This window comes from Propioniciclava sp. (assembly GCF_029977985.1).
Classification (GTDB): domain Bacteria; phylum Actinomycetota; class Actinomycetes; order Propionibacteriales; family Propionibacteriaceae; genus Propioniciclava.
In genome coordinates, this window is the sequence record NZ_JARKOT010000090.1 from 23,267 (window position 1) to 35,491 (window position 12,225).

A 12,225-nucleotide genomic window follows, 5' to 3' on the forward strand; every position below is an offset into this window, starting at 1 on the left:
CTGACCTCTCCCCGGAAGGGCTCATCCCCGCGTGGGCGGGGAGGTCCACCTGCGCCGACGTCGGGTTATCAAGGTCGAGGGCTGTCAAGGGACAGTAGGACTTCCCTGTGGGCGGACAATGGGTCTCCTTGGTGGCGGACAGTCCATCTCCCTGTCCGCGGTCAGTTGATCTCCCTGGGGTCTCAGGTCAAGGGGATCACCCCGCGTCCGGTGGTGGCCTCGGCCAGGCGTAGTGAGGTGCCCTCGGTGATGATGACGTGGGCGTGGTGCAGGAGGCGGTCGACGGCGGCGGTGGCCAGGGTCTTGGGCATGATCGTGTCGTACCCGGAGGGGTGGATGTTGCTGGTGACCGCCAGGGAGCGGCGCTCGTAGGTGGCGTCGACGAGTCGGTAGAACGCCTCGGCGGCGGCCTGCCCGGAGGGCAGCATCCCGATGTCGTCGACGACGATGAGCTCGGCCCGGGTGATCCTGGCCAGGACCTTGCTGATGCTCCCGTCGACCGCGGCGCGGCCGATCGCGGTGGTGAGCGACTCCAGGGTGAACCAGGACACCCGCATGCCCTCGTCGATGACCTTGTGCGCCAGGGCCTCGACGAAGTGGGTCTTGCCCGTGCCGGAGGGGCCGCTGATCGCGAGGTTCTCGGCGCGGTGGACCCATTCCAGGGCGGCCAGGGCTGATTGGGTCGGGGCGGGGATGGAGGAGTCGGCCTCGCGCCAGGAGGCGAACGTCTTCCCGGCGGGCAGGCCGGCGGCCTTGCGGCGCATGGCCCTGGTGGCCTCGTCGCGGCCGCGGACCTCCTCGTCGAGCAGCACGCGTAGGACCTCGGCCGGGTCCCACCGTTGTGCCTTCGCGGTGGCGAGGACCTCGGGTGCGGCGGTGCGCAGGTAGGGCAGCCGCATCCGACGCAGTACCTGCTCAAGGTCGGCCGGCAACGGGGGTGCTGAGCCCGGTCCGGCCGCGGTCGTTGTCCTCGTGCGCGTGCTGGTGGTGCTCATCGGGTGCTCCCGGTGGTGAAGCCGGCCCAGCCGTTGGTGCCGGGCTGGGTGGTCGCGTTCTCGTCGGAGCGAACGAGGTCGGCGCCGCTGGTGCCGGTGGACAGGTGGTCCAGGATGCTGGCCAGGTCGGCCTCGGCGAACCGGCCGGCGGTCGCGGCGACGCCGAGCGCGGCGTCGACGTGCTCGGTCCCGACGAGGGCGGCGAGCTGGACGGCGTCGGCCATCTTGGCCCGGATCCGAACGGTCCCGGCGGCGGAGGCCTCGACCAACCAGGCCTGCGCGCCGTCCCCGAGGTCCAGGAACGCGGCCTCGGCCTGCGTCCGTGCTCGCGGTCGTGGTGGCCGCGGCGTCCCGTCCATCTCCTGGGGGTGATCGGGATAGTGGGCCGGGTCGATCTGCGGCGTGCCTGGGGTGGAGGCCTGGTGCCGGGCGGCCTCGATGAGGCCGATGACGCCGCCGGCCCAGGCCGGCATCGCGGGTAGGGTCGTGGTGTCAGCGACGATGACCACCTCGGACCCCACGACGCGGACCCACACCTCGGCCCCGACCAGGCCGGGCGGGAGCGAGTACCGCACAGAGCCGAACCGGACGGTCTGGTCGGTGCCCACGACCCGGGTCACCCCCAGGGCCATCGTGTGCGGACTGGCAGCCAGGGTGTGCAACCGGGAGCGTTCCTGGGCCAGGGCCAGCTCGGGGACGCGCGCGGACTCGCGGTGCTTGCGCCCGTTGACCTTGGCCATGAACGCCTCGCACGCGCTCCGCAACTGGGCGAAGCTGGTGTACTCCTCCCCCAGGTTGGCCTCCGTGGGGACCAGATCGGCCTTGGCGATCTTGACGCTCGCCTCGGTCCCGCCCTTGGACTGCGGGTCGTACGGGACGCACGTGTGGACCGTCGTGCCGTAGTGCCGGGCCACGGCCACCAGGTCGGGGTGACGCACAGGGACGCCGGCGACATGGTCGATCGTGACCGTGCGGGCGTTGTCGGTCAGTACGTAGGCCGGGACTCCACCCACGGTGCGGAACGTGGCGTCCAGGCACGCCACCAACGTCGGCAGCGTCTGGTCCCAGGTCGGGATCACGACCCGGTACCGCGACCAGGCCAGCCACGCGCAGAACAGCAGCGTGCCCCGGGCACGCCCGTCCGGACCCGGCACCCGCGGCCCGGTGCCCCAGTCGAACTGCAGCCACAGCCCCGGCTCGGTGATCCACGGCCGGTACGTGCGCCGCTTCCCCGCCCACCACGCGGCCTTGACCTCCGCGACCGCGCGCCGCGTGGTCCGCTCGGTCCCGGTGAAACCCAGCCCCACCAGGCGGGCGTGGACGACGTCGGCGCGGGCCTTGCCCTCCGAGCGAGCCACCCACTCCTCGATCTTGTCCATGTGCTCATCGATGATCCGGGGCCGCCGCCCCGGACCGGTCACCGGCGCTCCCGCGTCGCGAGCAGCGACATACCGTCGCACGGTCTTCGGATCCGCACCGGCCAGCTGCGCGGCCGAGTGCGCACACTCGGTGGCGTCGAACGCCTCAAGAATCTCCATGATCTCCCTGTCAGACTTCTTCATGCGTCCCTCCGGTGGAACCCGCTCGTTGGTGGTCGAAGACCTCGAGCATCCCCGGAGGGCCGCTTTCATCAGGACCGACACGGCCCGGTCCCATGGCCACGGACAGGGAGATCAACTGTCCGTCAGCAGGGAAGTACGCGTCCGCCTACAGGGAGATTGGCATGTCCGCTAGCACGAATCAAAGTGACGCTGGGGCGACCTCGGTCGGCAGTGCGCTGGCACCCCTCCCCCGCCAAAGTCCGTCAGGGGCTACGCTCCCTACCATGAGGCCCGCGCGTATTGCGCTCATCTCCTCGAGCTTTGATCCTTACCCTGGAGGAGTCGAGGAACACTCGCGCCAGATTGCCGTACACCTCAAGCGCTTCGGTTTGCCGGTGGAGGTATGGACGGTAGACCGCGGCGAGCACCTGGGCGTCCGCCAAGTCGATGGGGTGACCGTCCGCTATCTCGCCACCCCGCTCCCGAACGCAAGTGCAGAAGGCGTGAAGTCATTCATGCGCGACGCCCCCGGAGCCTGGCGCGCATGGTCTGACGCGGTGGCGAACTTCAAGCCAGACGTCCTGCATGTCCAGTGTTTCGGGCCGAATGGCGTCTACGCGCTCGCCCTCGCCCTGCGGTTCCGCCTGCCGCTCGTCGTCTCTTCGCACGGTGAAACGATGGCCGACGATCATGGGGCGTTCGACACATCCGTAGTCCTCAGAACCACATTGAGGTGGAGTCTGGCTCATGCAGTACGCGTCACAGCTCCGAGCCAGCTCGTCCTTGATGACCTCCGCGCGCGGTTCGGGCTACGCACGCCCGGGGACGTTGTGCCGAACGGCGTCGAGCCATCGTTCGCCAAGCGCAACGCAGCGACCCCCCGGACGCTGCCCATCGCGGAAGGCCCAACCGTCTTCGCGGTCGGCAGGGTTGAGTGGGTCAAGGGGTTTGACCTGTTGGTTCGGGCGCTGCCGCTGGTGGAACCACGCACCACTCGGCTCGTGATCGTGGGAGCTGGGGGCCAGCTCGACGATCTTCGCGCCTTAGCCATCGATCTTGGAGTCGATGATCGCGTCCTGCTCACCGGGGCACTTCCACGCACCTCAGTTATTGCATCCCTCCCTGAGGCGGACGTGGTCGCGGTTCCCAGCCGCAAGGAGTCCTTCGGAATCGTCGTTCTGGAGGCCTGGCAGGCAGGCGTTCCCCTTGTCGCGACGATGCACGGCGGCCCCGGCACGTTGGTGACGGATGGGAGCGACGGCTTGCTGGCGGATCCGGAGAACGCGCAGTCCTTCGCCGCAGCAATCTCCCGAGTGCTCGGCGATCCCTCGCTGGCTCATCACCTCGTCGAGGGCGGGCGCCGTTCAGTGCGACACTTCTCCTGGACGCGAGCCACCCAACGGTACGGGACCATCTACGCCCGGATCCTTCAACGTCGGGCGGTGTGAGCGCTGAACGGTCACGGGCGCAAGCCGTCAGGTCGCCAAGAATCGCTCAAACAGCTTGAACAACCATGGGCCCATCGACCGCCTTCGCGCGGATGCTCGGCGAAGGCGGTGTTCAGAGTGCCGCCCAGACGCGGGCGTGCCCCGCTGCGGACCTGGCCCAGCTGAAGCTCGCGGCGCGCGCAGTTCCACGAGCCACCATGGCACCCACATCCGCGGTCGAAGCGAGAACAGCCATCACCCCATCGGCAAGACCAACGCCCGTGGGCTCAACGAGTAATCCCGCATCACCAACCACCTCGGGCAGGGAGCTTGTGCGGGCGGCAACCACCGGCACGCCGACCGCCATCGCCTCCGCTGCAGGAAGGCCGAACCCCTCGTAGAGCGAGGGCACGACGACCGCCGAGGCGGACGCCATGAGCCGGGGGACCACGGCGTCAGCCACACGCCCGACCATCACGACCCTCGGCAGATCCTTGAACAGCTCTGTACGGTTGGCGTGCGGCGGGCCCGACAAGACGAGGCTCACATCAGGCGCAGCGGCGCTCACGATTCTCCAAGCGTCGGCGAGGCCCTCAAGGTTCTTGCGAGCGGACGCGCCGCCGCCGGCCATGATGAACCGACCGGACACACCAAATTCCCGTAGCCCGCGCTCCTCGAGCGGCAGAGCGTCGAAGAACCGCTCGTTCACCCCATTGTGGACGACGGTGATGTTGTTCAACCCGAGGAGTTCCGTGGCTTCATTGGCGCTGAACTGCGAGACGCAGATCACCGCGTCGGCTTTGCGAAGCTCCTCCGCAGCCGCCGGAACGGGGGAGGCCTCATCTGGGAACCGCCACGCAACTACATCATGCAGGGTCGCCACTTGGGGGCCAGCCCCGGGAGGAAGCTCCAAGTTCATCCGATGGACCGTCGCCCGGCGCCCGTAGACGAACCTCCCGACCGTTGCCCGCTCGCGCGCGCTTGCGTGCGCGAGCCACCCCATTGGCAGTCGCAGCGTCCCCTCCAGCGGCGACCGTAGGGAGCGGACGATTGCCCGCTCGACTTGCAAGCCACTACCCTCGGCGCGAAGGGCAGCGCCAGCGCGTTGGGCGACTTCCTCTTGGTACACCCGGGCGCCCATGGGTGAGTCCGTTGCGACAGATGCTATGACCAACCTTGCGCTCACGAGCCCTCCAGCGCCAGGACTAGTTCCCGCCCGACAACATGCCAGTCGCGTGCGCGGGCCCTTTCGAGGGAAGCCCGCACCAGGCGCAACCTTCTGGGCTCATCTTCTGCCAACGAGTCCAGAGCCACCGCCAATGCGTCGGGGTCGCGAGGCGGAACCAAGAGCGCTGCTCCACCGGCAGCTTCCGGGATGCCCCCGATGTCCGAAGCCACCACTGCACAGCCCGCAGCCATCCCTTCCAGCACCGTCAAGGCAAATGGCTCCGCCCAGCGTGACGGCACGACCAGAACATCGACCGTCGCCAAGAAGGCCGCAATCTCGGGGCGTGGGGCAAATGGGCGAATCAAGGCGCGGCTCCTCGCCGATTCGATAGATTGCCGAACCGACCGCTCGAAGGGAGTGAGCGGATCATTCGCCGAGAAGCCACTGGAGCCCACGAGGGTCAGGGTTACCTCCTTCGCGGCCCGCATCCGGCTCACGGCGGACACCAGCACGTCGGCGCCTTTGTCGGGAATCATCCGACCGACGAATGCGATTCTCATTGGACCCTCGCGACCAAACGACCCGCTCGGACGTGCGAAGAAGCCACAGTCAACACCGTTCCGGACCACGACCACGCGCCCTCTTAGGCGAGGCGGGAGTCGGTCAGCGAGTTGGCTCGCGAGGGCGTCGCTGACCGCCACGACACGGTGCACTCGATCCAAGGCTCTGCCCGCTTCGCGCGGGCCATACGTGCGCAGCACGTGGTTGTGGGCATAGAGCACGGGACGGTGCCGATCGGCGTCGACCAACCGGGGCAACTGCGGCGCATTGTGGCCAATGATGATCGACGGCGCCCACGATCCCTGCGCTGATAGCGCCGCCGCCCACCCTCGTGCCGCCATAGGCCTTCGGCCAAGCGCGGGGCCGACGGGTGCATCGAGGTAGCGAGACAGCCGGGCGATCGGGCGTGGTAAGCGCTTCGCCGGTTGGTACTCAATTGGATCGGCACTCGGGTAGCGCTCCTGCATAGTGCCACGCTCCAGGACCACCACCGGTCGGGGTTCTCCGGCCGGAAGACCCTGGCACAGACCGTGCACCACCGTCGGCACGGCGCTACCCGTATTGGGAGAGTAGTGATCCCCTGGGGTGATCACATGAACCTGCCTCACGTCGAGAAGGCTACCCAAGGGCTGCCCTGCAAGCACCCTGGCGCCGTCTGGTCAGCCAAGGCCAATCACTGACAGAATCACCGTGGGCGCACCCGGGGCCCCTTTGAGGAGAAAGCCATGAGTGCTGGGAACCTGACATCCGTCACCATTCCGCTCCACCCGGAGGCGGCTGGCGGGCCGAGCGCTTGCTCACCACGAGTGGGAAAAGGAGTGGTCCGACTGCTTTCTTCTCGAACCACAACTACCCCGCCTCAGCAGTGCAATACCGAACAAGAAGAGCCGCCGAAGCGGGCGGCCCCCACGAGACGCTCCCTTTCGCGGATGAGTGCACTGTGGCCATCCGAGGACTTGTGCGCCGCCCCCTGGGCCCTTTGGAGCCAAGTAGAGGTGGGATCCCACAGACAGGTTGAGAACAGCTGGGTGGAAGGAGCGAAGAACGTCGCGACGAATCGCGCAGTGCGGGCGGCCAACACCCACTACTCGCCTCTTAACACTCGAAAGGATCTCCTCACGCCCCGGAGGTGGTGGGGTGCCCGCCAGCGCGTGACCGCACCACAGGAGCCGACCCGTGCCCCGGCGTCTCGGCGTGGCGGACGGAACTGCAAGGGATTCTCCCTTGCGGCTGGCTCCGCCTCGCACCTGGCTCTGCTTCAAGCAATCGGTCGTCCACTCGGTGGGAGGCTGACGCTCTCCTCATGCGCCCTACGCGATTCCGCCAGCGAGGGGTAGACGGGGCACGATGCAGACCCGAGCCCATGTCGAAGCGAGCGGTCATGCGCCAGTCCCTGTGAGAGTGGTTGTCCTCGACCACACAGCCGCACTGGGCGGCGCGGAACTGTCTCTCCTCAGGCTGCTCGATGTTGCCCCCCCCGACATAGTCGCACACGTCCTACTCTTCGCCAGTGGGCGCCTTTCGGACGCCCTGTCCGAACGACACGTGACCACTACAGTTCTGCCTCTCACCAGCAGAATCAACGAGACTGACCGCCACTCGGCCGGAGCATCTCACCTTCAGATGGTGACGCAGGCTGTGGCGGTTCTGCCGCACGTTCTCCGGGTTGCGAGGACCCTGAGGCGGCTCAATCCGGACATTGTGTACACGACGTCATTGAAGGCCGATCTCATTGGCGGCTTGGCGGCAGTCCTCGCGGGCAAGCCTCTGGTCTGGCACATTCACGACCGCATCAGCCCCGACTACCTCCCCGGCCCGCTCGTCGCCCTCCTCCGTAGTCTCGCCAGCCATCTGCCCCGCCGTGTCATTGTGAACTCACAAGCCACCGCCGACACGCTGCCGGGTGTGGCGGCCGTGATCGCCTATCCGGGCTTCTCACGCGACCAAGTAGGTCCCAGACCCGGAGAACGAACGCCCCCCAATCCCCCTGCCGTCGGGCTGATCGGTCGCATCAGCCCCACCAAGGGACAACGCGAATTCGTCCGCGCGGCCGCCATCGTCCACGACACCATTCCCGAGGCACGCTTCCGGATCATCGGCTCGGCCATGTTCGACCAAGCACCCTACGAGCGCGAGGTGCGCGACGAGTGCGCCCGCCTGGGAATGGAGGAGTTCATCGAGTTCACCGGTTTCGTGGACGACCCCGCCGCGCAACTCGACGCGCTCACGGTGTGCGTCCACGCCTCGCCCACTCCCGAACCGTTCGGACAGGTCATCGTGGAGGCCATGATTCGCGGGGTGCCCGTCGTGGCAACCAGCGGCGGCGGCGTCGACGAAATCGTGGCGCCAGACGACGATCTGCTGGGATGGCTGGCGCGGCCGAGCGACCCTGACTCGTTGGCGTCCGCGATCATCGAGGCGCTCACCCAGCCCGAGGAAGCCCGCCGCCGGGCCGAACTCGCCTGGGAGGCGGCGATCCGCAGGTTCCCCGTCGAGGAGACGGCTCGGGTTGTCAGCGAGGTGTGGCGGAGCGTCGCACGCGGCCGATGACCTCGGCTACTTGGCTCACTCGGTCGGCCCACGACGGCACCGCAGCATCCGCCCCTGTCGGGAAGGCGTACGCGGCTGGCAAGGATGCCCTCACGGTCGCCACGAATTGGTCGCCCGACGCGCTCACGACGCGGGCATCCACCGCATCCCGAAAACCGGCGACGGGTGTACTCACGACCGGCCGACCCACGGCCGCGTACTCGTAGAGCTTGATCGGATCGAGGCTGTCGGTGAAAGCGTTGACCACGTGGGGCACGACCAGCACGTCCGCGTGCTGCAGATAGCCGGGGACGGCGTCCCGGTGGCGAGATCCCAGTAGCACGGCGCCAGCCGTCTCCAGCCGGGCGGTGGCCTCGGCAGGCATGAGAGCCGGCCCGACAAAGACGAGCGTGCCTGTCCCCCGCGCTGCTTCGGCTGTAGCGACGCACAGATCCACGTCGATGCGGTCCGTGTGGACCGTGCCCAAGTACAACGCGACGGGCCCGCCCGGCAGGTCGGCCGGGCGCGGCTGCGGCGTCCGGTAGAACGCCACATCGACGGCGTTCTGCACCAAGCTGACTGGACGAATCCGGCCCTTTGTCTCCACGAGACCCGTGCTGCACACGATCACCTCGGCGCAGCGGTCCATGAGGACGCCCTCGTCGCGAACCAGCCGGGCATGCTCCGCCTCGGTGCGGTCGGCCTCCAGCCAGTCGTCGGTGATGTCATACACAGCGGGCCAGCCAGTCTCCGCCAGCACGTGGGCTCCCGTGGGGTCGTTCACCCACAGGATCGGATCGGGGAAGCCCACTCGTCGCGCCGCGCGGCGGACCGACGCTGCCCACCGCCGATCGACGCCTCGATCGAGCTTGCGGGGGAGCCACTTGGTCGGCTGGTACGTCCAGATGCGCCCCTCAGCGCCCGGAAGCGCCAGCTGCCGAAGACCGCCGCCGATACTCGGACGCCGTCGGCCCAAGAGGGCGTAAAGAGGGTCGGCGGCAGGCTCGACGAACAGCACGCGCAAACTCGGGTCGGTGCGCAGCAGCCCGGCGACGAAATGCTGGTTGCGTCGCCACACCTCGTTCCACGCCTCCAACGAGAGGAAGACGACGTCGGTCACAGCACGCTCCGGTAGATGGCCTCGGTGGCGGCTACTTGGGAGCCCATCGTGAACCGAGATCGCTGGAGCTCGTGCAGACTCGCGCCGTAGTCCGCCCGGCGGTCAGCATCCTTCGCCAGCTCTGCCAGCTGCGCTCCCGCCTCCCGCACATTGCCGGGTGGGTAGAGGGCTGCTCCCCTAACGGCGCCGACCGTTTCCAGATGGCCACCCGCCGCGGCGGCCACGACGGGGAGCCCGCATGCCATGGCCTCCAGCACCGTCAGGCCCAAACCCTCGACCTCACAAGGCGCCAACAGCACTCCGGCCTGGGAGAGGAGACGGTCCACATCGTTGCGCATACCCAGAAAGACCGTCTGCGGCGCGATACCCAACTCAGCAGCAAGCCCCTCAAGCATGCCCCGTTGCGAACCGTCGCCGGCCACCTGCAACGCCCAGCCGGAGGCCGCTAACCCGGACCTGGCAAAGGCGCGCAGCGCGAGGTCTGTCGCCTTCTCAAGCTCAAGCCGCTGCGCGATGAGTACGGTGGGGCGACGTTCCGTCACGGGGACGAGCCGAGATGTCGGCACGCCCGGGTGGATGACTGTGCTCGGACCATCGATCTTCTCAGCCACGTAATGGCTGATCGCGATCTGCGCAGCCACTCGCCGGCGGATTCCAACGGCAGCCAAGCGGCCCGGGAACGAGTTACCCCGTGGGCCGCCGAAGTGCCGCGTCGCAACGATCGGTACGCGCCAGAGGCCCGGAGAGGCGGCAGCAGCGGCCTCGGCAGCTGTCATGTGTGCATGGACCACCTGAGCACCGCGAAAGCCTCGCAGCGCGAGCGCGACCTCCCCGACCGTCCGGGCTGGGGTGAACGGGACCGGTACGCCCCCCAAGGCTGCTCGCATCCGGGCTGGATCCCCACCCACCACCGCGACGCGGTGTCCGCGGCCCTGTTGCTCCACCGCAAGAGCAGCGATATGCCGCTCTACCCCTGCAAAGCCATCGGAACGCACGGCATGCACGATGGAGAGCGTCACGCTTCCTCCCGTTCCTTCAGGACGCGTTGGAACAGCTCAACGTACTGCTCAGCCACGTTCCGCCAGCCGAGCCTCTCGGCCGAGGCCCGCGCCGCCATCCGGAGCGACTGGCGGTCGGCCCTGAGGAATGCCGCCAATGCCCGCGCGACATCCTGGGGCTCACCTGTGGTCACGAAGCCGTTGACCCCCTCCTCAACCACGTCTTGGACGCACCCAGTCGGTGTTGCCACGACCGGGAGACCGCTGGCGAGCGCCTCGGTGACGACCAAGCCGTAGGACTCGTAGATGCTGGGGAAGACCAGCACGTCTGCGGCGTTGAACCACGGCCGCGGATCTGAGTGCGCCCCCACGAAGTGCACTCGGCCGGTGAGACCCCGCTCCGAGACGCGCTCGCTTGCACGATCAATCAGGTCTTGTGTGCCACCCACGACCATCAGGTGGAACGTGTCAGGCAACTGTGTCATTGCCTGAATCGCTGCGGGGAGCCCTTTGCGCCCGAACTCGTGCCCGACGAAGAGGCCCGCGACATCGTGATCCGCAATGCCCAGTTCGTCTCGAACCATGCGCCGTCCTTCGGGGGACGGCGTATAGCGCTCGAGGTCCACTCCATTCCCGATGACGGCCGTGCTCGGGCGAAATGCGCGATAGGTGCGCCGCAGATCGGCGTCCTCACGCGACGTGAGGTTCACAACGCAGCGGTGCGTCGATCCGGCGAAGCGCACGGCGTCGCGGGCGGAGGTGAAGAGGTGGAGGGGGTTTCTGACCAAGCGGAGAAGGCCGTGTCCACGGGCGCGCATCGCGACGGCCACGATGCCGTGGTTGACGTACACGTCACCCACCAATGCATCGTTGTGGCAGATGACCACGGTGTCGGCAGCTGGCTGCCCCCACCGACGTTTGGCTGCCACCGAGCCGACGGTGGAAAACCATACGACCCGAGCAATGATCGCAAGCTTGCCTCGGAGCCCTGGGCCCGGCTTCGGGAGCCATCCGCCCGCCGCGTCGACCAAAGTGAACCGCGCCGTGTCAATGCCCGCAGCCTGCCACTCCCGTTCGAGGTGGTAGGCCACTGCCTCAACGCCGCTGCCCGTCTTCACTTCGGGGACCACTTGCACGATCTTCACGGGCCAACCTCGACTGCTGGCCGCCTGGAACGTCCGTCCGGTCGCGCCGCTTGGACGCCCACGAGCGTCAGCGTTCGACCCCATGGGTTCGCCGCCCGTTCATGGGCCAAGGCACCAACAGCGATCCCGGCCACCAAGAAGGGCACCGACGTCTGGACCGCCACCCAGAAGAGATCCAGTTGCGATTGGACCAAGCGGGACAACAGGATGGCCAGTGCCACAGTGCCGAAGCGCGCATCCATGCGCCAGAGCACGAGCAGCACACCACCGAGCATCGCAAGAAAGCCGACCACGCCCACGACTCCGGCCGAAGTGCCCACTTCAATGATCGCATTGGGGGGTTGGTAACCGATCGGGCCGCCTTGGTACCAGAACCTCAGGCCGTGGCCCGTCCACAGTGACTCCTGCCAGTACGCCCACGCCTCTTCGTACCACGCGATGCGTTGGAAGACGGAGTTGAACCTGTTGTCGTCCTCCACCTGATCGCGCACGAGGGTAACGACGAAGGCCAGCGCAGGAAGGGTAGCGATGGCAACGAGGACCGACCGCTTGTGGTCGAACGTGCGCACCCGCCAGGCGATGAACAAGATCGCGACCCCAAGCCCGACGATGGCCTGCCGCGACTGCGTGGTCAGCAAAGCCACCGCGAAGAGCCAGAACACCGCCGTGGCGAGCGCAGGCTTCCAACGCACCCAGTCAGGCCGGGCGTAGACGAGGGCCGCGCCGAAACCCAGGATTGTG

10 protein-coding genes and 1 CRISPR repeat array (1 of these 11 running past the window's edge) are annotated in these 12,225 nt (G+C 67.9%); of the genes, 2 read left to right on the forward strand and 8 right to left on the reverse strand.

Annotated elements, in window-relative coordinates; translation table 11 throughout:
• Positions 1–46: a CRISPR direct-repeat array (repeat unit 29 nt; unit sequence GGGCTCATCCCCGCGTGGGCGGGGAGGTC); it begins 959 nt to the left of the window's first position.
• A 136-nt stretch (positions 47–182) separates the two neighbouring features.
• Both istB and istA read right to left on the reverse strand, forming a co-directional pair.
• A complete protein-coding gene (gene istB, locus Q1K57_RS05380) occupies positions 183–995 on the reverse strand; it encodes an IS21-like element helper ATPase IstB (protein WP_300079811.1) in 813 nt (270 codons plus the stop codon).
• Complete coding sequence (gene istA / locus Q1K57_RS05385) at positions 992–2,557, reverse strand: IS21 family transposase (RefSeq protein ID WP_300079812.1); 1,566 nt, start codon at positions 2,555–2,557, stop codon at positions 992–994. The genes istB and istA overlap by 4 nt, the downstream gene beginning before the upstream one ends.
• 263 nt (positions 2,558–2,820) lie before the next feature.
• On the opposite strand from istA, the gene Q1K57_RS05390 reads away from it, so the two are divergent.
• Positions 2,821–3,984 (forward strand): glycosyltransferase family 4 protein, encoded by a 1,164-nt coding sequence (locus Q1K57_RS05390; RefSeq protein WP_300079813.1) that lies wholly within the window; start codon positions 2,821–2,823, stop codon positions 3,982–3,984.
• A gap of 112 nt (positions 3,985–4,096) precedes the next feature.
• Here Q1K57_RS05390 and Q1K57_RS05395 read toward each other — a convergent pair whose 3' ends face one another.
• The gene (locus Q1K57_RS05395; protein ID WP_300079814.1) at positions 4,097–5,032 is read right to left on the reverse strand and encodes a glycosyltransferase family 1 protein; all 936 of its coding nucleotides are present in this window, start codon (positions 5,030–5,032) and stop codon (positions 4,097–4,099) included.
• Between the two features lie 113 nt (positions 5,033–5,145).
• Positions 5,146–6,336, reverse strand: coding sequence for a glycosyltransferase family 4 protein (locus Q1K57_RS15705; RefSeq protein WP_366525337.1), 1,191 nt, complete (start codon positions 6,334–6,336; stop codon positions 5,146–5,148).
• A gap of 703 nt (positions 6,337–7,039) precedes the next feature.
• On the opposite strand from Q1K57_RS15705, the gene Q1K57_RS05405 reads away from it, so the two are divergent.
• Positions 7,040–8,242, forward strand: a complete 1,203-nt coding sequence (locus Q1K57_RS05405) for a glycosyltransferase (RefSeq protein WP_300079817.1) — start codon at positions 7,040–7,042, stop codon at positions 8,240–8,242.
• Here the strand turns inward: Q1K57_RS05405 and Q1K57_RS05410 are convergent.
• From Q1K57_RS05410 to Q1K57_RS05425, 4 genes are all read right to left on the reverse strand, one after another.
• On the reverse strand, positions 8,205–9,341 hold the full coding sequence (locus Q1K57_RS05410) for a glycosyltransferase (protein WP_300079818.1): 1,137 nt from the start codon (positions 9,339–9,341) through the stop codon (positions 8,205–8,207). The genes Q1K57_RS05405 and Q1K57_RS05410 overlap by 38 nt on opposite strands.
• Positions 9,338–10,360: a glycosyltransferase family 4 protein gene (locus tag Q1K57_RS05415; RefSeq protein ID WP_300079819.1), complete on the reverse strand. Its 1,023-nt coding sequence runs from the start codon at positions 10,358–10,360 to the stop codon at positions 9,338–9,340. Before Q1K57_RS05415 ends, Q1K57_RS05410 begins: the two co-directional genes overlap by 4 nt.
• Entirely contained in the window at positions 10,357–11,484 is a 1,128-nt protein-coding gene (locus Q1K57_RS05420) for a glycosyltransferase family 4 protein (protein ID WP_300079820.1), read from the reverse strand. The genes Q1K57_RS05415 and Q1K57_RS05420 overlap by 4 nt, the downstream gene beginning before the upstream one ends.
• On the reverse strand, positions 11,481–12,225 hold a 745-nt coding region (locus Q1K57_RS05425; protein ID WP_300079822.1), incomplete at its 5' end, for an O-antigen ligase family protein. The genes Q1K57_RS05420 and Q1K57_RS05425, both read right to left, overlap by 4 nt.